This window comes from Dickeya sp. ws52 (assembly GCF_007210685.1).
Lineage (GTDB): Bacteria > Pseudomonadota > Gammaproteobacteria > Enterobacterales > Enterobacteriaceae > Dickeya > Dickeya chrysanthemi.
In genome coordinates this window covers 50,115-72,506 of record NZ_SZVX01000008.1, presented here as the reverse complement: position 1 = coordinate 72,506, position 22,392 = coordinate 50,115, and the positions used below count along the sequence as shown (strand labels likewise).

21 protein-coding genes and 1 other RNA gene are annotated in these 22,392 nt (G+C 55.9%); 4 read left to right on the top strand and 18 right to left on the bottom strand.

Annotated elements, in window-relative coordinates; all coding sequences use genetic code 11:
- Positions 1-18 precede the first annotated feature (18 nt).
- From FDP13_RS09495 to rhaB, 5 genes are all read right to left on the bottom strand, one after another.
- Complete coding sequence (locus FDP13_RS09495; protein ID WP_033576605.1) at positions 19-1,608, bottom strand: methyl-accepting chemotaxis protein; 1,590 nt, start codon at positions 1,606-1,608, stop codon at positions 19-21.
- 449 nt (positions 1,609-2,057) lie between these two features.
- A complete protein-coding gene (gene rhaM / locus FDP13_RS09490; protein WP_015847935.1) occupies positions 2,058-2,372 on the bottom strand; it encodes an L-rhamnose mutarotase in 315 nt (104 codons plus the stop codon).
- A gap of 216 nt (positions 2,373-2,588) precedes the next feature.
- The gene (rhaD, locus tag FDP13_RS09485) at positions 2,589-3,419 is read right to left on the bottom strand and encodes a rhamnulose-1-phosphate aldolase (protein WP_143839306.1); all 831 of its coding nucleotides are present in this window, start codon (positions 3,417-3,419) and stop codon (positions 2,589-2,591) included.
- Positions 3,420-3,442: 23 nt separating this feature from the next.
- Entirely contained in the window at positions 3,443-4,699 is a 1,257-nt protein-coding gene (locus tag FDP13_RS09480) for an L-rhamnose isomerase (protein WP_015847933.1), read from the bottom strand.
- Positions 4,696-6,168 (bottom strand): rhamnulokinase, encoded by a 1,473-nt coding sequence (gene rhaB / locus FDP13_RS09475; protein ID WP_143839305.1) that lies wholly within the window; start codon positions 6,166-6,168, stop codon positions 4,696-4,698. The genes FDP13_RS09480 and rhaB overlap by 4 nt, the downstream gene beginning before the upstream one ends.
- A 349-nt stretch (positions 6,169-6,517) precedes the next feature.
- On the opposite strand from rhaB, the gene rhaS reads away from it, so the two are divergent.
- Positions 6,518-7,354, top strand: a complete 837-nt coding sequence (gene rhaS / locus FDP13_RS09470; protein WP_015847931.1) for an HTH-type transcriptional activator RhaS — start codon at positions 6,518-6,520, stop codon at positions 7,352-7,354.
- A gap of 170 nt (positions 7,355-7,524) precedes the next feature.
- The gene (gene rhaR, locus FDP13_RS09465; protein ID WP_027713235.1) at positions 7,525-8,379 is read left to right on the top strand and encodes an HTH-type transcriptional activator RhaR; all 855 of its coding nucleotides are present in this window, start codon (positions 7,525-7,527) and stop codon (positions 8,377-8,379) included.
- Positions 8,380-8,398: 19 nt separating this feature from the next.
- Here the strand turns inward: rhaR and FDP13_RS09460 are convergent, their stop codons facing one another.
- The 13 genes from FDP13_RS09460 to FDP13_RS09395 all read right to left on the bottom strand — a co-directional run bounded on the left by FDP13_RS09460 (position 8,399) and on the right by FDP13_RS09395 (position 21,486).
- The gene (locus FDP13_RS09460) at positions 8,399-8,737 is read right to left on the bottom strand and encodes a hypothetical protein (RefSeq protein ID WP_143839304.1); all 339 of its coding nucleotides are present in this window, start codon (positions 8,735-8,737) and stop codon (positions 8,399-8,401) included.
- Between the two features lie 295 nt (positions 8,738-9,032).
- Positions 9,033-9,296, bottom strand: coding sequence for a hypothetical protein (locus FDP13_RS09450; RefSeq protein ID WP_143839302.1), 264 nt, complete (start codon positions 9,294-9,296; stop codon positions 9,033-9,035).
- Positions 9,277-9,795, bottom strand: coding sequence for a DUF2778 domain-containing protein (locus FDP13_RS09445; protein WP_143839301.1), 519 nt, complete (start codon positions 9,793-9,795; stop codon positions 9,277-9,279). Before FDP13_RS09445 ends, FDP13_RS09450 begins: the two co-directional genes overlap by 20 nt.
- A gap of 67 nt (positions 9,796-9,862) precedes the next feature.
- Positions 9,863-10,342, bottom strand: a complete 480-nt coding sequence (locus FDP13_RS09440; RefSeq protein WP_040002618.1) for an Hcp family type VI secretion system effector — start codon at positions 10,340-10,342, stop codon at positions 9,863-9,865.
- A gap of 209 nt (positions 10,343-10,551) precedes the next feature.
- Complete coding sequence (locus FDP13_RS09435) at positions 10,552-12,252, bottom strand: ABC transporter ATP-binding protein (protein ID WP_143839300.1); 1,701 nt, start codon at positions 12,250-12,252, stop codon at positions 10,552-10,554.
- Entirely contained in the window at positions 12,249-13,160 is a 912-nt protein-coding gene (locus FDP13_RS09430) for an ABC transporter permease (protein ID WP_370512554.1), read from the bottom strand. Before FDP13_RS09430 ends, FDP13_RS09435 begins: the two co-directional genes overlap by 4 nt.
- Positions 13,150-14,115 carry an ABC transporter permease gene (locus FDP13_RS09425; protein ID WP_143839298.1) on the bottom strand — a complete coding sequence of 322 codons (966 nt, stop codon included), beginning with the start codon at positions 14,113-14,115 and terminating at the stop codon, positions 13,150-13,152. The genes FDP13_RS09430 and FDP13_RS09425 overlap by 11 nt, the downstream gene beginning before the upstream one ends.
- The gene (locus FDP13_RS09420; protein ID WP_143839297.1) at positions 14,093-15,721 is read right to left on the bottom strand and encodes an ABC transporter substrate-binding protein; all 1,629 of its coding nucleotides are present in this window, start codon (positions 15,719-15,721) and stop codon (positions 14,093-14,095) included. The genes FDP13_RS09425 and FDP13_RS09420 overlap by 23 nt, the downstream gene beginning before the upstream one ends.
- A gap of 243 nt (positions 15,722-15,964) precedes the next feature.
- Positions 15,965-16,507, bottom strand: coding sequence for a DUF1440 domain-containing protein (locus tag FDP13_RS09415; RefSeq protein ID WP_143839296.1), 543 nt, complete (start codon positions 16,505-16,507; stop codon positions 15,965-15,967).
- Positions 16,508-17,127: 620 nt separating this feature from the next.
- Positions 17,128-18,339 carry an FAD-dependent 2-octaprenylphenol hydroxylase gene (ubiI, locus tag FDP13_RS09410; RefSeq protein ID WP_143839295.1) on the bottom strand — a complete coding sequence of 404 codons (1,212 nt, stop codon included), beginning with the start codon at positions 18,337-18,339 and terminating at the stop codon, positions 17,128-17,130.
- A gap of 21 nt (positions 18,340-18,360) precedes the next feature.
- Positions 18,361-19,539: a 2-octaprenyl-6-methoxyphenyl hydroxylase gene (gene ubiH, locus FDP13_RS09405; RefSeq protein WP_143839294.1), complete on the bottom strand. Its 1,179-nt coding sequence runs from the start codon at positions 19,537-19,539 to the stop codon at positions 18,361-18,363.
- The gene (gene pepP / locus FDP13_RS09400) at positions 19,536-20,864 is read right to left on the bottom strand and encodes a Xaa-Pro aminopeptidase (protein ID WP_143839293.1); all 1,329 of its coding nucleotides are present in this window, start codon (positions 20,862-20,864) and stop codon (positions 19,536-19,538) included. Before pepP ends, ubiH begins: the two co-directional genes overlap by 4 nt.
- A gap of 37 nt (positions 20,865-20,901) precedes the next feature.
- The gene (locus FDP13_RS09395; protein WP_027713219.1) at positions 20,902-21,486 is read right to left on the bottom strand and encodes a YecA family protein; all 585 of its coding nucleotides are present in this window, start codon (positions 21,484-21,486) and stop codon (positions 20,902-20,904) included.
- A gap of 290 nt (positions 21,487-21,776) precedes the next feature.
- On the opposite strand from FDP13_RS09395, the gene zapA reads away from it, so the two are divergent.
- A complete protein-coding gene (zapA, locus tag FDP13_RS09390; RefSeq protein ID WP_012883229.1) occupies positions 21,777-22,106 on the top strand; it encodes a cell division protein ZapA in 330 nt (109 codons plus the stop codon).
- Positions 22,107-22,188: 82 nt separating this feature from the next.
- Positions 22,189-22,371: non-coding RNA, 6S RNA (gene ssrS, locus FDP13_RS09385), on the top strand.
- Positions 22,372-22,392: the final 21 nt, after the last annotated feature.

The window sequence follows — 22,392 nt, the reverse complement described above, 5'->3', positions numbered from 1 at the left end:
ACGGCCCGTTTGTTGACGTCAGTTAAGACGGAATGCGGATTGCTGATTGGCTAACTGGAAGAAACGAACCGAGTCGCGCAACTGCTCGCCCTGTTCCGTCATGGATTGGGCGGCGGTGGCGGCTTGCTCAACCAACGCGGCGTTCTGCTGCGTCACGCGGTCCATCTGGTCGATGGCGACGCTGATTTCCTTAATCCCCTGATGCTGTTCGTTAGACGCCATCGAGATTTCCGCCACGATATCCGTCACCTTGGTGACCGACGAGACGATCTCTTCCATCGCTTGGCTGGCGGTATCGGCATGACGTGAACCATCGGTAATTTTTTCTACCGTGCCTTCGATCAGCGTTTTGATCTCTTTGGCGGCGTTGGCGCTCTTCTGCGCCAGATTACGCACTTCTCCGGCGACGACGGCGAATCCTTTGCCTTGCTCACCGGCACGGGCCGCTTCCACGGCGGCGTTGAGCGCCAGAATGTTGGTCTGGAAGGCGATGCCTTCAATCACCGAAATGATATCGACGATCTTCTGCGAACTGTCGGAGATTTCATGCATACGCTTGAGCATGTCGTCTACCACGTTACCGCCGTGCACCGCCGTTTGCGACGTCTGGCGCGCCAGTTCACTCGCCTGATGGGCGTTGTCGGCATTGCGTTTTACGGTTTCGGTAATCTGCTGCATGTTGGACGATGTTTGCACCAGTGACGCGGCCTGCTCTTCGGTGCGTTGCGACAGGTCGCTGTTGCCCTGGGCTATCTCGCTGGCCGCCAGTGAGATGGATTCGCTGCCGTTTACGATAGCGTGAATGATAGCCGCCAGCTTTTCATTCATGTTTTTTATCGTTGCCAGCAAGCTCTGGGTATCGCCCGCCCGCAGATTGATCAGGGTGTTGAGGTTGCCGGCGGCAATCTGGTTCATGATGTCGACGGCATACGCCGGCTCGCCGCCCAACTGGCGGGACAGGTTACGGGCGATCAGCGTAGCGATAACGCCGGTTGCGATCACCGCCAGCAGTAACAAGCCGGCCAGAGTATAAGATGCGCTGCGATAGCCATCATCCGATGCGGCCGCCGCCTGATCGCCGCTGGCGATTTCCATCTCCACCAGTTTCGCCAGATCTTTCATCAACTGGGAACGGTACTTAGAGGAAACTGCACCGCTAATTTTACTGGCTTCGTCCAGTTTTGCCGCGTTGACCGCCTCAATGACTTTGGCGTTCACATCGACGAAATTCTTAAAGTTGTCGGTTATCTGGCTGAATAAGGCTTGTTTATCCTGCGTGTCGTTTTTCACCAATTTGGCGTAATTTGCCTGCGCGGTTAAAAATATATCCTGATTCTGCAACAGCTCTTTGCGGTGGCCTTCTCGTTCATCCGGTGTTTGGGAGGAGATGTATTGAATTTGCTGCAAACGCAATTCGGACAAGACGCCGCGCATCTCCAGCGTGTAGCGCACCCCCGGCAGGCGATTATCGCGATAATCTTTGATGCGCTCGTTGTTGGCGCCGAGTTGATAAATAGAGACCGCGCCAATAAATAGCATCATAACGATCAGTATGGAAAATCCGAACAGCAGCTTGGAAAAGACAGTTAATTGCGAGAATTTTTTCATCATGGTGTTCTTGGCAAGGGAAAGTATCTTTAATTAACGGCATGGTAATTCAAAAATTTATTCCCTTCATAGGGGCAAGTCGTCATTTTGATGAATTGTTTTTTTATTTTTGGAACAGCGGTTTTGTGACGATAGTGTGTGACTTTTTACTGTTTCTGTGAATAAAGAAATTGTCAGCGGGGTGAGATAATTAAAAAAGAAACGATTCGTTAACGATGCGGTTTCATAAAAATAATAATCGCAGGGTGGTGAGCGTTAATTATCGCGGGCGGTTGTGCCTGAATGCGGTTGTGTTCCGCATCATGGCGGGACACAACCTGTATACCCGTCATACTTCAAGTTGCAGGTGTGTTGGCTGCCCTCGCTCACCCCAGTCACTTACTTGAGTAAGCTCCTGGGGATTCACTCAGTTGCCGTCTTCCTGCAACTCGAATTATTTTGGGTATATATTATGCCAGGTGAAAAACCTCTTTCAGCTCGGCGCTGACCGGGCTGTTATCCGGATTGGCGGGCATCACCTCTTTCATGTATTTCCACCAGCGCTGGCAGGCGTCGGTCTGGGCGATGGCATTCCAGCGTGCTTCCGATTCGATTTCCACATACGCGAATAACAGGTTGCGCGTCGGGTCGAGGAATATGCTGTAACTGTGCGCGCCGTGTGCTTTTAATTCCGCCTCCAGCTCAGGCCAGATCGGGTTGTGGCGACGCTGATATTCGTCGTGACTCTCAGGAAAAACCTGCATTACAAATGCTTTTCTCAACATGTTTGTCATCCTGTGGCGCATCATCGGGCACAACAACGCGCGTTTATACCCAGCGGGAAACATCCTTGTGTCCCATGCCGACAGCGGCGATAACCCGGTTTCACCCGTCATCACCATTACTGTTGAACCCGGCGGTCGCTGTTGCCGGCATGGTATTCTGCGGGCGTGCGTGCCTATTCGTTATGGCGCGATATCGCCAACGCCTTACGTTGCCGATTATCCGGCATGGTGTAAGGCGGACGCCATCGGCGTAACCCCAAAGCGCTGGCCGAGTGCGATCAGTTCCTCGGTCGAGATAGTCTGTTTTTTCCCACCCATCGAACGCACCTTGACCATCACTTCCGCCGATTTCTCCGCGGTATCGATCAGGCCGAAGGCATCATCCAGCGAGGGGCCGGTGCCGAAAATACCGTGGAACGGCCACAAGACCAGCGAGTGGTGTTGCATTTGTTCGGCCGTCGCATCGCCGATGGCGTCCGTACCCGGCACCATCCACGGGACGATCCCGACGCCGTCCGGGAATACGACCAGGCATTCGGTACTGCCTTCCCACAGTTCACGGGTGAAGGCGGCGCTGTTCAGTTCCAGCACATAGCTCAGCGCGATCAGGTTGGTGGCGTGGCAATGCATGATCACCCGATCCCGCCCGCCGCTGACCTTCATACGCACAATGTGCGACTGGAAATGGGCCGCCAGCTCCGAGGTCGGCAGGCCGCCGTTAGTCAGCCCCCAGAAAATACGATAACCGCGGCCGTCGGCATCCACTTGCAACAGAACCAGATTGTCCGCCGGGTCCAGTTGTACGTTACGGAAAAACTTGCCGGACCCGGTGACGATAAACCAACAACCTGCCAATTCCGGCATGGGCTGAGACAGCGCTTCATGGCGCGGCTGCGGATAGAAATCGCTTTCAAACGGCGTCACGTCGTCTTTGGTCAGGCGCAGGCTGATGTTGCCGCCGTTGCGCTCATCCCAGCCTTTAAGCCACATATCGCTGGTGGCTTTGATCATTCCCTGTACAAACCAGGAGGAGAGAATTGATTGCATGATGAATCCTTAACGTTGACAGATTAACGTTGACAGAGAACGGTGTTTTCGTAGTGACGAACGGATTGCAGCCAGTCGCTGCCGGGCGTGACGTCATGCTGCTGGCAGTAGTGTTCCCACACCGCCTGCCACGGCAGCGATTTCTGCTCTTCCAGCAGCGCCAGCCGGGCGGTGTAGTCGCCGTTTTGTTCCAATGTGCGCAGGGTTTCGGTCGGTTCCAGCAGCGCGCGCAGCAACGCTTTTTTCATGTTGCGGGTGCCGATAACCCAGGCGGCGATACGGTTGATGGAGGCGTCGAAGAAGTCCAACCCGATGTGTACCCGATCAAACAGGTTATGACGCACGATTTCATGGGCGATGGCCTGAGTTTCGTCATCCAGCAGCACCACGTGGTCGCTGTCCCAGCGTACCGGGCGGCTAACGTGCAGCAACAGGCGCGGCACAAACAGGCTGGCGCTGGAGATTTTGTCGGAAATCACTTCGGTGGGGTGGAAGTGGCCGGCATCCAGACAGAGCGCCGTCTGGCGACTGGTGGCGTACCCCATGTAAAACTCGCCGGAGCCGACGGTAAAACTTTCCGCGCCTAATCCGAACAGCTTGCTCTCTACGGCATCGATATGGTGGGCCGGATCCAGTTTCTCGGCGATCACCTCATCCAGTGACGCCAACAACCGCTGACGAAACGCCAACCGATCGACGGTCAGGTCTTTCATGCCGTCCGGGATCCAGATATTCATGACCGAGGCGGTGCCTAACTCACGGCCGAACCAGGCGGAAATACGGCGGCTGGCCTGGCAATGTTCAATCCAGAAACGACGCACGTTTTCATCCGGATGCGACAAGGTAAAGCCGTCGCTGCTGAGCGGATGCGAAAAACAGGTCGGGTTAAAATCCAGTCCCAGTTGGTGTTCTTTGGCCCACGCTACCCAATTGCTGAAGTGCTGTGGTTCGATGGCATTACGCGCTACCGGCGTTGCTGATTCCAGATAGATGGCGTGCAGATTGAGGCGTTTCGGGCCGGGGATTTGGCGAAATGCCTGCTCCAGGTCGGCGCGTAATTCGGTGGCGTTGCGCGCTTTGCCGGGATAATTGCCGGTCGCCTGAATACCGCCGGTCAACGCACCGCTGCCGTGTTCAAAACCAGCCACATCATCGCCCTGCCAGCAGTGGATGGAGACCGGGATTTGATCGAGCTGGCGCAGTGCGGCATCCACATCGATATTCAGTCGGGCGTAACGTTCTCTGGCCAAACGCCAGGCGGTTTCTATCGCGGTATTCATACGGTGAGCTCCTCGTTAATCTGACACAGCGCCTGAAAGCGGCGCCAGTGATCAGCAAAATCACAATTCTGTCGGGGGACGAAAGTGTGCAGCGGTATGTTGTCGGTCAGCAGACGGCGGAAGGCTTCCTGGTCCGCCACGGCGCCCTCTGCTATCAGCTGGCAGCCGATATTGCCGAGGGTGGAGGCTTCAACCGGGCCGGCCAGCACCGGCACCTGGCAGACGTCTGCACATAGTTGGTTCAGCAGGCTGTTGCGGCTGCCGCCGCCGACCACATGTAAATGACGTAACGGCGCGCCGCGCAGTACACCCAGCGTCAGCAAGCCCTGGCGGTAAGACAGCGCCAGGCTATCCAGAATGCAGCGCACCAGCGCCGCGGTGCCAACGGGTTGCGGCTGGCCGTGTTCACGGCAGAGTTCGAGTAGGGCGTCGCTCATGGAAGGCGGATTAATCAGCCGTTCGTCGTTCGGATTAATCAGGCTGACAAATCCCGGCTGCGCGGCGGCCTCATCAAGCAACGCCGGCAGATCCGTGACCTGCTGCTCCTGACAGACTCGCTGCAACAGCCAGAGCCCCATAATATTTTTCAGTACCCGGTAGCGGCCGCCGACGCCGCCTTCATTGGTGATGTTGGCGGCCAGCGCTGCCGGGCCGGTCAGCGGTTCGCGGCTTTCAATGCCTATCAGCGACCAGGTGCCGGAGCTGAGATAAGCGCTGTCTGCATCGGTCAGCGGGGCGGCGACGACCGCACTGGCGGTATCATGCGTGGCGACGGTCACGACCGGTACGGCACGACCGCTGGGCGCCACCCAGTCACCGACTCGCTGGCCCGGCTGATGCGGCGTAGCGAGCCAGTTGGGCGGCACGCCGAGATAATCCAGCAAGCCGTGGTCCCAGTCGCCGCTGTGTAGATTCAGTAATTGCGTGGTACTGGCGTTGGTGTATTCGCACGCCATGTGGCCGGTCAACCGGTAGTGGAAATAGTCCGGAATCATCAACAAATGGGCTATCTGCCCCCAGACTTCCGGTTCTTGCCGGCGCAGCGCCCGCAGTTGGTAGAGGGTGTTGAACGGCAAAAACTGAATGCCGGTTTGTCGGTAAAGGCGTTCGCGGCCCAGTTCGGCGATAACCTGCGCCATTTGACCGTCGGTACGATGGTCGCGGTACGAGTAGCTCAGGCCCAGCCGGCTACCCTGCCGGTCCAGCGGCACCATATCTACTCCCCAGCTATCGATGCCGATACTGACCGGGTGAATGCCGCGAGCGTCGACGGCTTCAAGCCCGTGCCTAATCTGGCTCTCCAGCTCGTCCAGATCCCACAGGTGATGTCCCTGCCACTGCCGTAGCGGATTACTGAAACGGTGAATTTCCTCCAGCGCCAACTGGCGGGTTTCGGTCTCCAGCGACGCCAGCATCACTCGTCCGCTGGATGCGCCAAGATCGACTGCCACATAATACCTGACCGCCATTGCCGTTCTCTCCGTGGTAATTAGGGTGTGTTGGTGACGATAGTCGGCAGTGTAGGAAAGTTGAGGCGGCGGCACCTTTGGGTGAGTGCCATCTGAAAAATGGGGTTGGCAAAATGGCAAAGTTGACTGTGAAGCGGTTCACGATTTGTGGAGATAGCCGTTGGATAAGCGCCTCGGCGACGGCGGCAAACGCTTGTGATCCTAACCACATTTCAGTGATTTAACGGCTGGATCTTGAAAAAATGACCTCGCGGCGGCAATGTCGCGGCGCTATTTTAAGGCGCAGGGGCTTCCCTTCTGATTACTATCCTGACAGGCGGATCAGTCAGGCGGAAGGGGGAAAGACGACATGACACAACTTCATGGCGAAGAGTTTTTTGCTTCACAGGCGGCGACGGTAGCCGTGGAACCCCGGATGCCGCAGGGCGCATTTCCTGAACATTATCATGACTTCTGGGAAATCGTGCTGGTGGAACAAGGCGCCGGTGTGCACGTGTTCAACGATCAACCCTTCGCGTTATGCAGCGGGGCGGTATTTTTCGTACGGGACAACGATCGTCATCTGTTTGAGCAGGTGGAAGAGTTGCATCTGACCAATGTGTTGTATCGGTCGCCGCGCGGTTTCCGCTTTTTGTCGGATATTGCGCCGTTTCTGCCGTATGGCGCGAATGGCGAGTGGCTGGGGCAATGGCAGTTGAACGCCGCGACTCAGCAACAAGTCAAACAGCTGATTTTGCAACTGGCGGCGCTGGCGCATCGCGACCGACCGGAAGATATCGCAACCAGCGAAAGCCTGTTCCTGCAGATCCTGGTTCTGTTGCGGCAAAAGAGTTTCCAGACTCAGGGCGACGGCAGTGAACTCCTGGGAATTCAGGCGTTGCTGGGCTGGTTGCAGCATAACTATTGCGAAGAGGTGGATTGGGAAACGCTGGCGGATCGCTTTTCATTGTCGTTGCGTACGTTGCACCGGCAGGTGAAGCAGCGTACCGGTATGACGCCGCAACGCTATCTGAACCGTTTGCGTTTACTGGAAGCGCGGCGTCGGTTGCAGCACAGCGATGACTCGATTACCACCATCGCCCATGATTGCGGTTTCAGTGACAGTAATCACTTCTCCACCCAGTTCCGCAAAGCCTTTTCGCTGGCCCCTAAAGCGTTGCGCCATCAGGCGCTGTGTGAGGACTAAGCGCCTATCCCATTAGGCGTTATTGGCGCAGTCAGTTTGGACTCGGGCAGTTGCGGAGAGCCCAGAACGTACACGGAGTACGTGAGGATGTCGCGCACTGCCCAGGGCCAAAATGGCCGGTGAAATAGCCCTAATGGGATAAGGCTCTAACGTGACAGGGGCGACAGGCTGTGCCATCCCGCGGGTTGAAGTTACGAACGGAAGATTACTTTCTTACCGATAAAAATACGGTCACGGTAGCGGAGCGCAGCCCGCAACCGGCGTTTCCGTTGCATCATCACGATTTCGACGAGCTGGTGATTGTCTGGCGCGGCAATGGCCTGCACCTGTGGAATGACGTGCCTTACCGCATCACCTGCGGCGATCTGTTTTATGTCTCCGCCCGCGATCGTCACAGTTACGAATCGGTGCATGATTTGGAGCTGGACAACATCCTCTATATCCGTGATCGCCTGACGCTGCCTACCGACTGGCAAAACCTGTTGCCCGGCGGCGAGGTGCCGCAGCAGCAGCGTTACTGGCGTCTGGCGACCCACAGCATGGATACGCTGCGCGACAAAGTGGAAAATCTGGCGCAAGAGTGCATGAAGTCGGACCCACTGTCGTTACAGCTCAGCGAAGTGCTGCTGTTGCAGATTGCGCTGCTGGCGCTGCGTTATCGCTACGCGCCGGAAAGCACCCAACTGGCGGATGCCCAGCAACTGGACCTATTGATGAATGCGCTACGCGCCAGTATCGCCCGGCCGTTTCGGCTGGAGGATTTCTGCCAGTTGCACGGCCTTAGTATGCGTAGCCTGCGTAGTCGCTTCAAACAACAGACCGGCATGAGCGTAGCGCAGTATTTGCGTCAGTTGCGGCTCTGCCGGGCGATGGAATTACTGCGCCATAACCGGCAAACCATCAGTGAAGTGGCGGCCGAATGCGGTTTTGACGACAGCAATTATTTTTCCGTGGTATTCCATCAGGCGTTCGGCGTCACCCCCAGCGGTTACCGGCAGCGTTTTCAGTCCGGCGCTAAAGTGTGAAGAGGTGGGGCGGTTATTATTATTTCGAAGAAGATTGCCGTGTTGAACGCGAGGTGCGGTAATAACGCCAGAGTTTTATGAGCGCTAAGTAAACGAGGGTGGCGGCGATCAGATCGATAATTGACATTACAGCGATGTAGAACAATTCAGGGTCTTTCCAGCCGGCCTTTTCCGATAGTGTTACTAACAGATCGGTTTGTTTCCGAGTCAGTGGGACAGGGTAAGTATGGACATAGCGAATAGCCAGAAGGAATAAAGCAATAAATAAGAGTGCCTTTAGAGTGTAATGGAATATTTTTTTAGATTTAATAGTCACCTTGATGATGTTGTTAAATAATGTGGTTTTAATAAAAATCATAAATTTCCATCAGTTTTTTTTTGTTATTATATCGTTGCCATGCTTTCATGATTAAGATATAGGCCGCTATTGTGGTTATCAGCTCAATAATCAACATGGACGAGATATAAAGATCTTCTGGATCACGAATACCTAATGCGGCAGACAACTTGAAAAGCAGCGTAACCTGCTCTTTGGGCATAGGGATCGGGTAAGTGTGCACATAACGTACCGAGAGAAAAAATAAGACAATAAATAGTAGAGTTTTTATCATCCTGTGAATAAATGTGGTCATCGGCAATTTTTTATTTTCTGATTAATATTTCATCGATTGATAGTATTTCCATGCTCGTATACTTAACCCGTATAGCACCACGGTGATCATCATATTAATCATTAACACCGCCAGCAGGTAGAACCATTCCGGATCGCTAAATCCCAGATAGTTGGCAACGGTGACAAGCTGATCGGTCATGCTGCGGGTAAAGATTATCGGGTAGGGATGAATATACTGTAGTGATAGGTAATAAAGGACGAAAAATAACAACGTCTTAAATACTCTACGGGCAAGTGTTGCCATAAGTGACTACCTCAATTGTTCCGTATGACTTCAAACCAGTATTACGTACAGGCTGCATTCTTGTTCTTAACAAAGCTGCACGAATAGCAGCAAAATCAGAATAATGTCGTAGCGTGATACATCCTTGAGAGATTCCCCTCCCTCCGACTGGATGCAACCGGAAGTTACCTCGTTCCACACCATTGATCCACGTGTAATCATCAATTTTCTCATCATCTCTATATAGAGCAAACCACTCGGAATGATCGGATGGATTCCCTAATATAGAGTTTAGCTTGTCCTTAGACCAGGTAATAACCTGTGAGCGCATTCCTCCTGTAGGACGATCCACAATCCAATAACGGCCAGCTGGAATAGGGCCATTTTCTGGTACATCAGTACATCCACCACGATTACGATAAATTTTGTTACCAGAAAACGCCATAAACGTCCCCACACCCAACAACGTTAATGGTGAGTAGTCAGCATTGTTGACGATAAACTTTCCTTGCAACGCCATAGAATTCCTTTTTCAGATGTATGGTCTATTTTGGTGAGTTGATAGATAACTGAATCATTGCTGTCTGTTAACTCGCTGCGTCTTTCCAGAACAGGTATGAGTTAGTTCTGGCGACAACATGCTCCCATTCAATAGTATGGAACTTGAAGTGTACGCTTTCGTGTGGTTGTTCATCATTGTGCGTCAACGAATGTGGGTAAACGTAACTGATATCAGTAATGATGGAACCGAGTAGTTTGATTTTGAAATACAGCTCATTGCCACCCGTCGTGCTGGTACGATAAAAAGAGAACTCGCAGGTGAGCGTTTCATTATCGTTGAGTGCTTGTGCAATTAATGGTGTGGACTTATCAATCGGTTTTTTTATCTGGATGGGGAGAAAAGAAACATTATCGGCACGGCTTAAATGACCAAAGAATTCATAAATGAAAATTTCGTCTTCATGGCCGGATTGATATTTATTACCTATTGATGACGATGTGGAGCATCCCGCAGAAATCAAACCCTGTTTGTCACCTTGCAGTGTCAGGTAAATAATGTTGGCCATATATATCCCAGTGGTTGTGTTAGAAGTCCATTTGTAAGTGTTTATATCAGAATGCGAATATTAGTATCAATGAAATTATTGTTTTCTTGATGTGATTATTTCCTTTTGATTAATAAGTGTTTTTATAAGTGGAGGGAAGTACGCCATCATAAATAACATGTTCCTGTTAATTGAAAATGTCATTTTCATGATGGCGCATTGAAATAACGTCAGGCGTAAATATCGTTATTTTGCCGATTAATGACTACCGGGGCGACGGTGGACAGTAATTGTCGGGTATAAGGGTGCTGTGGTTGATTGAAAATCTGTTCCACGGTGCCGCGTTCCACCACGTCGCCGTCTTTCATCACCGCAATCCGATGGCTCATGTGTTGCACCACGCCCAAATCGTGGGAGATAAACACCATCGACAAGTGCAGACGTTGCTGCAACGCGACCAGCAGGTCCAGCACCTGTGCCTGTGTGGTGACATCCAGCGCCGATACCGGCTCGTCGCAAATCAGCACCTCCGGCTCCGCCGCCAGCGCCTGAGCGATGGAGATACGCTGGCGTTGCCCGCCGGACAATGATTGCGGCCGTCTGGCGAGCAACGTTGGCGACAGCCCCACCAGATCCAGCAGGGCAAGAATACGCTGCTGGCGGGCTTGTGGGCTCAGATCACGTCGTAGCCGTAATGGCTGCAGCAGGATCTGTTCAATGGTGAACTGTGGATCGAACGAGCTGAGCGGGTCTTGGGTAATGGTTTGAATCCGGGCGCGTAACGGACGACGCTCCCGTTCAGAAAGCGTGCTCCAGGGGCGGCCGGACAAGCGAACTTCACCGCTGTCTGGTGACTGTAACGCCAGCACCACCTTCCCGAGCGTGGTTTTGCCGGAACCGGACTCGCCGACGATACCCAGCGTTTCTCCGCGTTCTACCGTCAGCGAAATGTTATTCACCGCCGTCATGCGGCTGCCGTCCGGGCGTTTGAACGAGACGGATACGCCGTCGACTTGCAGTGCCGGCCCACTCTTTGCGCCTGACTCGCCGGCGGAAGAGAGCAGGGCCGATGCTTGCGGGCTGAGTGGGTTTTCTCCCGCCAGCCAGTTGCCGCGGGTGGCGGCGGTCGGAATGGCGGCCAGCAGCCGGCGGGTGTACGGGTGTTGCGGCGCGGACAGCACCTGCCGTGCCGGACCGCGTTCCACCAGTGCGCCTTTCTGCATCACCATGACCCGATCGGCGACTTGCGATACCACCGCCAGATCGTGGGTGATCAGCAGTACGCCGTGCCCAGCCTGCGCCAATGCGGTAAACAGCTTGAGTACCTGTTGCTGCACGGTGGCATCCAGCGCGGTGGTGGGTTCATCGGCGATCAACAGTTTTGGCCCGGCCGCCAGCGCCGAGGCAATCAGCGCTCGCTGGCGCAAACCGCCGGACAGCTCATGCGGGTATTGTGCCGCGCGATTAGCCGGATCGGGAATACCGACCTGCGCCAGCAGCTCAGCGACGCGGGTCGCCACGTCGTTACGCGCCGCCAGTTTATGGGTCAGCAACGGCTCCGCCACTTCCTGCCCGATGCGCCGCAATGGGTCGAGCGAGACCAGCGCATCCTGCAGCACAAAGCCGATTTCCCGGCCGCGTACCTGTTGCCATTGGCGGGTACTCAGTTGTTGAAGATCGCACGGGCTGCCGTCGTGGCGCACCAGCTCAATGGCATTGGCCTGAATCTGCGCCCGTTCACCCGCCAGCCCGACCAACGTGCGGGCGGTGACCGATTTACCGGAGCCGGATTCCCCCACCAGCGCCAGAATTTCACCGGGATTAACCTGGAAAGAGAGGTTACGCACCGACTCTACCGGCCCATGCGGGCTGGGGAAGGTGACGTTTAGCCCTTCGACGCGCAACAACGGCTGTGAAGCAGACTGACTCATGCCGCCCCCTTGGCCAGAATGGCCTGCAAACGCCTGCCCAGCAGGGTGATGACGATGACCGACAGTGCTACAACGCTGGCGGGAAACAGGCTGACCCAAGGCGCGATATCCAGAAAGTTGCGGCCGTCGGCCAGCAGTGCGCCCCATTCAGCGGTAGGCGGCACCACGCCAAGCCCGAGGAAACTCAGCGCCGAAGCAGACAACACCGCATTGCCCACGCCGATGGTCGCCAGAATCAACAACGGCCGTAAGGTGTTGGGAATGATATGGCGGACCACGATGTACAGCGGATGTTCACCCAGCGCGACGGCGTGCTCCACGTAGCCGGACAGCTTCACCTGCAACACCTGTGAGCGTACCAACCGGGCATAACCGGCGACGCCGGCCAACCCGACCGCCAGCAGTGTGTTTTCCGGGCCGCGGCCCAGCACCGCGATCACCAGCAGCGCCAGCAACATTTCCGGGAACGCCAGCATGATATCCAGCAACCGCACCAGTACGCGGCGTACCGGCAACGGCGCCAGTGCCGACAACGCGCCCAGCAACACACCGCCGAGGCAGGCTGTGAGCATCGCACCGACGCCGATACTCAGCGACAGCGAAGTACCGTACACCACGCGGGTGAACACATCGCGCCCGAGCGGGTCGGTGCCGAACCAATGGTCTGCGCTGGGGGGCTGGAGCACCGCCTCCATGTCCATCTCATCCGGCAGGCGGTGCGTGAACAGCGACGGGAAAAACACCGCCAGCAGCAACAGCAGCACGGCGGCGGCCGGCAGTAACGTCGCCGGCGCCAGCCAGGGGCCGCGATAAGCGGTGCGATGGAACGTACGTATCCGCATCAGAGGCTCACGACCTGTTACAGGTTTCGGGGATAATGGCTTATAGGTTAAAGGTTCACTGCTCATGGGCGCTCGCCTTTTTTCTCAAACGGGGGTCGATCAGCAGATACAACGCATCCACCAGCAGGTTGATGACGACAAACAGCAGGGCGGACAGCATCACCAGTCCCAGCACCAGCGGCATGTCGCGGCTTTCGATGGCGTGCAGGGTAATCTGGCCGATGCCGGCGCGGCCGAACACGGTTTCGGTCAGTACCGAACCGCTCAGCACGCCTGCCAGTAGCGTGCCGGTCAGCGTTGAGGCCGCCAGCGCGCCGTGGCGCAAACCATGGCGCAAGCGCAGCCAGCTTTCGCTGACGCCACGGGTACGCACCGTCAGTGCGAATGGCTGCGACAGCGCCTCTTCCAGCCCGTCGCGCAGCACCTGGCTCAGCAGCGCCGCCAGTGGCAGACTCAGGGTGACGACCGGCAACACCAGCGATATCAGCCCGTCGTTGCCCATCACCGGAAACCATTGCAGGCGGAAACTGAACACGCTGAGCAGCACGATGCCGACCCAGTAGACCGGCGTACTGAGCAGCGTCAGTTCCAGCCAGGACATCAGCGCTCGCAGCCGGGCATAACGCCCGGCGGTCAGCAACGCGTTGAGAATTGACAGCAGCAAAGCCAGTGCCAACGCGCTAATCGCCAGTTGGATGGTTTCTCGCATGGCATCGCCAATCAGTACGACTACCGGTTGGCGGTACTGATAGCTGATGCCGAAATCGCCTTGCAGTGCCTGTCCGCAGTAACGTAAGTATTGCATCCACAGCGGCTGATCGAGCCCAAACTGCTTGATCAGCGCCGCCCGATACGCCTCATCCACCACGTTATCGCCGCCGCTCAGGATAGCCACCGGATCGCCGGGGATCAGTTTGACGGCGATAAACGTCAGTGTGGCTGCACCCCAGAGCACAGCCACGATGGTGAAGAGTCGCTGGAGAGCCGTGACTGCCAGGTTACGGTTTAATCCAGACATCATAGAAGTTCGGTTTGGCGTTGGTGGCCCAGCTAATGCCCTGCACTTTCTTCGACAGGCCCAACTGGTAGGCTGGAACGAACAGCGGCACCGCGTAAGCCTGATCAAGCAGTTCACGCTGGATTTCGCTATACAACTGCTGGCGTTCGGCATCGCCGGCGCCGATGGCTTTTCTCAGCTTGTCATCCAGCAAGTGGGTGCGGGTGAAGTTGTTGCCGTTGGGCGGAATATAGTTAGAGTCGAACACCGTGCGCAGAATATCCGGTTCGGCGCGTACAAAGTAGTTAGAAGCGATGTCGTAGTCGTTATCGTTGGTGCGGCTGGTAAAGCCTCCGCTGTCTACCGGATTGAGCTGGATGTCGATACCGGCTTTTTTCACCTGGAACTGTACCGCCTGGAACAGGGTTATCTCCGCCGCTTCCGACGAACCGGTACTGTAGACGAAATGCACGGTCAGGCGTTTGCCGTCTTTGGTGCGGTAACCTTCGCCGTCTTGGGTTTTCCAGCCGGCCTCGTCCAGCAACTGATTGGCTTTTTTCAGGTCAAACCCCCCCAGTGCGGCGGCGGATTTGTCGTAATACAGCGTGGACGGGCCGAGAACGCTATCCGCGGCTTTCAGCGTGCCGAAGAACGCGACTTTCGTTGCCGAGGCGGCATCCACCGCATGTAAGAAGGCGCGGCGTACGTTGACGTCCTGGAACGGGCCTTTAGAGGTGTTGAGGTAGAGCACACGGTTAACGCCGGGGTTTTCTCGGGTGATCACATCCAGGCGGGTATCTTTTTTCAGTGCGGCAGCATTGGCCGGCGGCACGGCGTCAATCGCCTGTACCTGGCCGCTGCTCAATGCGCCAAGGCGCACGGACGATTCCGGCAGGTATTTGAATTCGATTTTATCCAGATACGCCGGGCCAGTATGCGCGGCATAACCCGGCCCCCAGTGGTAATCCGGACGTTTTTTCAGGCGGCTACCGCTGCCTTTGACGAACGATTCCAGAATAAACGGCCCGGAGCCGACCAGCGTGTTGCTGGTATTCGGGGTATTTTTCAGGTACGTCGACGACTGAATGCCTAAATACGGCAGGCTCAGCCCCTGTAACAGTGCGGCAAACGGGCTCTTATAGCTGATCACCACCGTGTAGTCGTCTGGCGTGGCGATGTTATCGATCGGCCCCAGTAGGGATTTCGCGTAACTGGAGGTGGTTTTCGGGTCGAGAATACGGTCCAGATTGTATTTCACCGCCGCTGCGTCCAGTTTAGTGCCGTCACTGAACGTGACGTCTTTACGCAGGTGAAAAGTATAACGGGTGTTGTTGTCGTTGATTTCCCAGCGTTCCGCCAGCCAGGGGGTAAAATGGTTGTCTTCCGCCTGACCAACCAGCGAATCTACCACGTTGCGAGCGACCAGCGCCGCCACGGAGTAAGCGGTAATCGAGGGGTCGATCACCGGGGTGTCGCTGCCGAGCCCGATATTCAGCGTACCGCCCTGCACCGGGGTTGTGGTCGCGTCTGCCGCGTTGGCGAAAGGCGATGCGCTTACCGCCAGGGACAGCAACCCTGCGGTGAGTAAGGCGTGTCGTGATGTTTTGTTTGCCACAGAGTGTGTCGCCATTCCCTGAATCCTCAAAAATCAGCGTAGAAAGAAGAAGTGTAGCTATAACCACGTACTCTAGGGAGGGGAGCGTATGATGTAAAAGCATAAAAAATTATTTTTAATGCCAAAAAAGGTATAAAGATAGGATGACGGCTAACGTACCTGTTTTCCGGCGCTTTTGCATAAAGGCCCGGTAAACCAGATAGCGTATTTATAAGCGAGCAGGCCACCCGTTCGGATGGCCGGTGATGACGACGATGATTACTGCGCGTGCTGTGCCGTCAGCGTATTGTCTTCTGACTGGTGAGTGAGGCGGTTACGCAAGTCACACCGTGCCAGTTCCGCCACCCAGAAACAGAACATGTGGCCGAAGATTTCGGAGAAGTGCTCGGCAAACGGTTGGTCCCACGGTGCAGGGACAGTACCGAATAACGGCAGCAGCACCACGTGAAAGACCACCCACAGCACCAGACCGTAAAAAGCACCTTGCCAGAGTTTGATGCGTGGCCAAAATTCCGCCGCCACACAATACAGCACAGTAAACGTAATCGAGAAGCCGAAATGCATGATGAAACTCATGATCGGCCGAGGATTGCCGTTGAACAGATAAGTCAGATGCGAAAGATCAAACGACATGCCAAGCTGTTGTAATAATTGCTGGGGCGGGTTGGTGAGATCTCTTTCCGGGGTACGGGGCGGGAAGGGAATTTCCCAGCCGAATTTGGCAATCGCGCAAATGATGCCGGCAATAATGCCAACCACCACCGCCAGTATCATTTTTTCCTTAATAGTACGAGCTTGCATAGTCTTTCTCCTTGGAATAAAAACGAAAAGACGAACAGTGAATAATTCACTTTCCTTTAAATGATTACGATCGTCTTTGTGAAAATCATACGCCTTTATATTCCGATGTTCGAGTATTACCCATTCGTATTATCCATCTGATATACCCGTCATACTTCAAGTTGCAGGTGCGTTGGCTTTATTACTCGGCCCCTCCCTGGGCCTCGCCCTACGGGCCGCAGCAAGCTGCGTTCAAATCTGCTCCCGGCAGATTTGTCGCTCACCCCAGTCACTTACTTGAGTAAGCTCCTGGGGATTCGCTGCGTTGCCGTCTTCCTGCAACTCGAATTATTTTGGGTATATATGAAAATAATATTCTGGACAGTCGGTGACGCTGATGAAAATAGGTGTGTAATAAATGAAGGATGCTTTTCTTTAATTTGGATGGTTTTAATTTGGATAGTTTTAATTTGAAATAATTAGATTATATCTCATTAATAAAAAATAATGGGTGTTGTTTGTTTCTTAATATATTCAGGGGAGGTTGGTTGATATTCAGACAACCGCCATGAAAGGAAGAAAATGAAACGAATATCGGGCGACGGACTGCGCCGGAATGCACGCAGTCCGATCGGGTCAGCTTATCCGGCGTGATCCAGCCATTCCGGCAAGTCATTCAGCCCCATCGCCTGGCGTACCAGTGTCGGCTTGATGCCCGGCAATGTATCCGCCAGTTTCAGGCCGACATCGCGCAGCAGGCTACTGACCGGGTGGGAACCGGCGAACAGGGTACGAAAGCCCTGCATACTCGCCAGCATCATCGCGGCACTGTGCTTGCGGCGCCGCTCGTAGCGCCGCAGATACAGATGCTGGCCGATGTCTTTGCCCTGAGCCTGCAGGCGTTTTAACTCGGCAATCAGTTCCGCCACGTCCATAAAACCAAGGTTGACGCCCTGGCCTGCCAGCGGATGAATGGTGTGTACCGCATCGCCCGTCAGCACCAGCCGGTGGGCGGCAAAACTGCGGGCATAACGCGCGGTGAGCGGGAAGGTTTGCCGGTCGCTCTCCAACTGACACAACCCCAGCCGCATATCGAAGGTGATGGCCAGTTGCCTGACAAATTCTTCGGCAGGCAGTTCGCGCAGTTGTTGCGCGCGTTGCGGCGGCAGCGACCAAACAATGGAGCTGAGATGCGGGTCGCTGAGCGGCAGAAACGCCAGAATACCTTCGCCGTGAAATACCTGACTGGCGGTAGCGCCGTGCGGCTGTTCAGTACGGATGTTGGCGACCAGTGCATGATGGCCGTAGTCCCAAAAGGTCAGCGGAATGTCGGCGTGTTGTCGCAGCCAGGAGTGCGCGCCGTCTGCTCCGACCACCAGCCGGGCGGTGAGCATGTCGCCGTCTTCCAGCGTAATGAAAGCTTCGCTCTCGCCCCAGGCGACCTGCCGTAGCGCAGCGGGCGTCAGCAGGGTGATATCCCGCGACTGGGACGCTTGTTGCCACAGCGCCCACTGGATAACGTCGTTTTCGATAATGTGGCCGAGGCGGGAAAAACCGAACTCTTCGCCGCAAAAACGAATATTGCCGAAGCTGTCTTTATCCCAGACATACATGTCGTTGTAAGGGCTTAGCCGCTGCGCGGCAATGCCCGGCCAGACGTTGAGCTTGCGCAGCAGCGCTTCGCTGGCGGCATTAATGGCGGATACGCGAAGCGCATGTGGGCCGTTTGCCAGCGGTTCGGTCGCGGCCTGCTTTTCCAGCACCGCAACGCTCAGCCCGCTGCCTTGCAGACCGCAGGCCAGCGCCAGCCCGACCATTCCCCCACCGGCGATAACCACATCAAATGATTGCATAGAGCATGAATTCCTGTCTGTTTAACGTTCCACCCAGCCCAGCGTACGCCGTGCCAGCACGTCACGCAGCAGCGGCAGATTGTTCATCGCCATTAGCCCCAGATTCCGCCCGACTTCCATCGGGAACAGGCGGTTGGAAAAGACACGCACCAGCCCGTCGGTCAAAGCGACGGTGGTGTGCTGATCCGGTTGGCGGCGGTGTTGATAGCGTTGCAGTACGGTTTGGCTGCCGGGATCTTCCCCTTGTTCAACCGCCGTCACCAGCGTCTCCGCCAGCGTCATCACGTCGCGCAGGCCGAGGTTGAATCCTTGTCCGGCGATGGGGTGCAGGGTTTGCGCCGCATTACCTACCAGCGCCATACGGTGGCTGACATGCTGATTAGCGGCCGACAGCGCCAGCGGGTAGCTATGGCGCTTACCGATATGGGTGATGGCGCCGAGCCGCCAGCCGAATGCGTGCTGTAACCGCTGACGAAATTGCGCATCACTCCAGCCGGCTATTTCGGTCTGTTGCGATAGCGGGTGGCACCACACCAGCGAGCTACGGCCTTTACTCATCGGCAGTAGCGCCAGCGGGCCGTGGGCGGTGAAGCGCTCATAAGCCCGGCCCTGATGGGCTTGTGCCGTAGCAACGTTGGCGATAATCGCTACCTGGTCATAAGGCGTGTGCTGCCATTGAATGCCTGCGTATTGCGCCAGCCGGGAGCGCGAACCGTCGGCGGCCACCAGTAGTTGCCCGTTCAGGCGAGTACCGTTATCCAGCCGCAGTGAGACGTTATTTTCTTCCCGTTGCAGGCTGTCTACCGTTGCCGGGCAGTGCAACCGCACACCGGGCGCACGTTGTAATAACGAGAACAGACGTTTGCCGACGTCGTGCAGTTCGACCACGTGACCTAACGCCGGCACCCGGTAATCGCCGGCTTGCAGCTGTACCCGCCCGGCGTGGCCCTGATCGCTGACGTGTACGCGGGTGATCGGGGTCGCGATGGGGGACAGCGTTGACCAGACGCCGATGGCGTCCAGTTGCATACAGGTGCCCTGCGCCAGTGCAATGGCGCGGGCGTCAAAACCGGGGTGTTGGTCTTCCTGCGGCGAGCGGGTTTCGATCAGCGCCACCGGGAGCCGCCCGCCGGACAGATGGGAGATCGCCAGCGCCAGCGTCGCACCCGTCATTCCGCCGCCGACAATCATGATGGTCATGAGACGCGCCCTGCCGCCCTTGCCATCAGTGCTTCGATTTCATCGGGATCTTTGACGACGTCACCGGTCAGCACCTCATTACCGGTTGCCGTGATCACGATATCGTCTTCAATACGAATACCGATGCCGCGATATTCCGCCGGCACGTCGGCATCCGGCGCGATGTACAGACCCGGTTCCACCGTCAACACCATGCCCGGCTCCAGCGTGCGGCCGCGATCGGCGGTGCCGTAGTCGCCAACGTCATGCACATCCATACCCAGCCAGTGGCTCAGACCGTGCATGAAAAACTGACGGTGGGCTTGCTCGGCGAACAGCGTGTCGACATCGCCTTGCAGAAGGCCAAGTTTGATCAGGCCGCGCAGCATAATGCGCACCACTTCTTCATTCACTTCGCGGATGCTGCAGCCCGGCGCGAACATCTCGATAGCGCGCACTTCCGCCGCCAGCACGATGTCGTAAATAGCGCGCTGCGCCGGCGTAAATTTGCCGTTAACCGGGAAAGTGCGGGTGATGTCGCCTGCGTAGCCCTGGTATTCACATCCGGCATCGATCAAGACCAGATCGCCGTCGCGCATCTGGCATTCATTTTCGGTGTAGTGCAGGATGCAGGCATTTTCGCCGCTGCCGACAATGGTGTTATACGACGGGTAACGTGCGCCGTGGCGGTTGAATTCGTGGTGGATTTCGCCTTCCAACTGATATTCGAACATGCCGGGGCGACATTTTTCCATGGCGCGCGTATGGGCCAGCGCGCTGATTTCGCCGGCGCGGCGCAGGATGTCGATTTCCGCCGGAGACTTGAACAGACGCATTTCGTGTACCCACGGGCGCCAGTCGGTCAAGGTCGCCGGTGCGCTAAAGCCTTTGCGCGTACCGCCGGTACGCAAGGTATCGAGCGCGGCGAACACCAGTTTGTCGGCGTAGGCGTATTCGCCCTGCGCATGGTAGACCACATCCAGACCATTAAGCAGCAGATGCAGTTGTTCGCCGATTTCGCTAAACGGCAGCGCGCGGTCTACGCCCAGTTTGGCGGGGGCCGCTTCCTGGCCGAGACGTCGGCCGAACCAGATTTCAGCGGTGACGTCGCGCACCCGGTTGAACAGCACGGTATGGTGGTGATTTTCGTCGCTCTTGATCAGCAGCAGGGCGGCTTCCGGCTCGTTGAAGCCGGTGAAATACCAGAAATCGCTGCTTTGACGGTACGGATACTCGCTGTCCGCGTTACGTTGCGCTTCCGGCGCTGCGAACAGTATCGCCGCGCTGCCGGGGACCATTTTATCCAGTAGAGCCAGACGTCGGCGGAGGTACTCTTGTTGGTTCATTACCTGCTCCTGAAAAGGGCATCAATGCAGCATGGCGTTAATGCAGCGTCGGTTTTTTTTGCTCCGGCGCAGTCCGCACCGGGCGGGTAAACTCGTTATGGCACATGATGGCCGCCACCCGCACGTATTCAATCACTTCTTCCAGCGATTGCGCCAGTTCGTCCTTGTCTTCATCCTCGTCGTAGCCGAGTTGAGCGATGTCGCGTAGGTCATTAATCGCTTCTTTCAGCTCGCCCTGCGTTTTGCTCAGGCGAGGCTGAACGACGCCGAGGCCAAGCAGGAAATGGTTGACCCATCCTGCCAGCGCATCGGCGCGGTCAAAGACGCTGACGTGTTCCAGCGTGTCGTCCGGCAGGAATAACTGGAACATAAAACCGTCGTCTTCCAGCGTATCGCGGGTAACTTGATACAGTTGTTGCAACGGCTGGGCCAGCGTTTGCGGGAAGGCCATACCGTCGTTGGTCAGTTCAAACGTCAGCGTTTTCCAACTGTCGTCGTGGTTGCCGCCGCATAACATGCCGCTTAACAGGCCGTGCATTTCGGCAGCGGTCAGCGCAATCTGATGCTGTTTTAATAGCTGGTCGATAGCGCCGTAACCGGGGAGTGTATTCTGTATAGACATGAGCATTCATCGTCGTTGGCAGGTCGTTCGTGTTATGCTACCACCAAGCTCCGTTGCTATACCAGCAAGCTCCGTCGCCAGACTTATACCCAATGGATTCAAGCGACAGGACAACCGGCTTTCGTTTTGAGCAACGTCCCTGTCACTGACAATCTTATGGCTATAATAAAGGGCTTGTATCTTCTATTTTGGATATATATAGTAGCGCCCGCTTTTTCCCGGCACCGTCACGGGCCGCGCAGCGGATGTCCCTCACGCGGGCGTGAAACGAAATAAGGCAGGAAGGTGACATGTCTGCACAACCGGTAGATATTCAGATTTTTGGCCGTTCGTTAAGAGTTAATTGTCCGCCAGAACAGCAGGATGCGCTGAATCAGGCTGCGGAGGATCTTAACCAGCGGTTGCAGGACCTCAAGGTGCGTACCCGGGTGACGAATACCGAGCAACTGGTGTTCATCGCCGCACTTAATGTGTGCCATGAGCTGGCGCAGGAGCGGTTGAAAACCCGCGATTATGCCGCCAACATGGAGCAACGTATTCGCATGTTGCAGCAGACGATAGAACAGGCGTTGCTGGAGCAAGGCCGTATTACCGAGCGTCAGGGCGCGCAATTTGAGTAGCGCGTCTCGTTTTGACAAAAGTACGTTTTTTTTGGGTAACACATCGCTGCCAGACGTGATAAGGTAGCTTTGAAAGAACAAAATTTCTCTGAGATGTTCGTCAGCGGGCAAGTCCCCTGAGCCGATATTTCAACCAACAGAATGTAACGATCCGTAGTTGGTGAGCACGCTCGGTTCGGCCGAGAAGCCTTAAGATTGCGACGTTGCGTTCACCTTGAACCAAGGGTTCAAGGGTTACAGCCTGCGGCGGCATCTCGGAGATTCCCTCTCGTTTATTTCCTGTTAA

Excerpts from the sequence above, each read along its gene's own strand:
- FDP13_RS09495 (WP_033576605.1), bottom strand. The coding sequence starts at position 1,608 with ATGAAAAAATTCTCGCAATTAACTGTCTTTTCCAAGCTGCTGTTCGGA.
- rhaM (WP_015847935.1), bottom strand. The coding sequence starts at position 2,372 with ATGTTGAGAAAAGCATTTGTAATGCAGGTTTTTCCTGAGAGTCACGAC.
- rhaD (WP_143839306.1), bottom strand. The coding sequence starts at position 3,419 with ATGCAATCAATTCTCTCCTCCTGGTTTGTACAGGGAATGATCAAAGCC.
- FDP13_RS09480 (WP_015847933.1), bottom strand. The coding sequence starts at position 4,699 with ATGAATACCGCGATAGAAACCGCCTGGCGTTTGGCCAGAGAACGTTAC.
- rhaB (WP_143839305.1), bottom strand. The coding sequence starts at position 6,168 with ATGGCGGTCAGGTATTATGTGGCAGTCGATCTTGGCGCATCCAGCGGA.
- rhaS (WP_015847931.1), top strand. The coding sequence starts at position 6,518 with ATGACACAACTTCATGGCGAAGAGTTTTTTGCTTCACAGGCGGCGACG.
- FDP13_RS09460 (WP_143839304.1), bottom strand. The coding sequence starts at position 8,737 with ATGATTTTTATTAAAACCACATTATTTAACAACATCATCAAGGTGACT.
- FDP13_RS09450 (WP_143839302.1), bottom strand. The coding sequence starts at position 9,296 with ATGGCAACACTTGCCCGTAGAGTATTTAAGACGTTGTTATTTTTCGTC.
- FDP13_RS09445 (WP_143839301.1), bottom strand. The coding sequence starts at position 9,795 with ATGGCGTTGCAAGGAAAGTTTATCGTCAACAATGCTGACTACTCACCA.
- FDP13_RS09440 (WP_040002618.1), bottom strand. The coding sequence starts at position 10,342 with ATGGCCAACATTATTTACCTGACACTGCAAGGTGACAAACAGGGTTTG.
- FDP13_RS09435 (WP_143839300.1), bottom strand. The coding sequence starts at position 12,252 with ATGAGTCAGTCTGCTTCACAGCCGTTGTTGCGCGTCGAAGGGCTAAAC.
- FDP13_RS09430 (WP_370512554.1), bottom strand. The coding sequence starts at position 13,160 with ATGAGCAGTGAACCTTTAACCTATAAGCCATTATCCCCGAAACCTGTA.
- FDP13_RS09425 (WP_143839298.1), bottom strand. The coding sequence starts at position 14,115 with ATGATGTCTGGATTAAACCGTAACCTGGCAGTCACGGCTCTCCAGCGA.
- FDP13_RS09420 (WP_143839297.1), bottom strand. The coding sequence starts at position 15,721 with ATGGCGACACACTCTGTGGCAAACAAAACATCACGACACGCCTTACTC.
- FDP13_RS09415 (WP_143839296.1), bottom strand. The coding sequence starts at position 16,507 with ATGCAAGCTCGTACTATTAAGGAAAAAATGATACTGGCGGTGGTGGTT.
- ubiI (WP_143839295.1), bottom strand. The coding sequence starts at position 18,339 with ATGCAATCATTTGATGTGGTTATCGCCGGTGGGGGAATGGTCGGGCTG.
- ubiH (WP_143839294.1), bottom strand. The coding sequence starts at position 19,539 with ATGACCATCATGATTGTCGGCGGCGGAATGACGGGTGCGACGCTGGCG.
- pepP (WP_143839293.1), bottom strand. The coding sequence starts at position 20,864 with ATGAACCAACAAGAGTACCTCCGCCGACGTCTGGCTCTACTGGATAAA.
- FDP13_RS09395 (WP_027713219.1), bottom strand. The coding sequence starts at position 21,486 with ATGTCTATACAGAATACACTCCCCGGTTACGGCGCTATCGACCAGCTA.
- zapA (WP_012883229.1), top strand. The coding sequence starts at position 21,777 with ATGTCTGCACAACCGGTAGATATTCAGATTTTTGGCCGTTCGTTAAGA.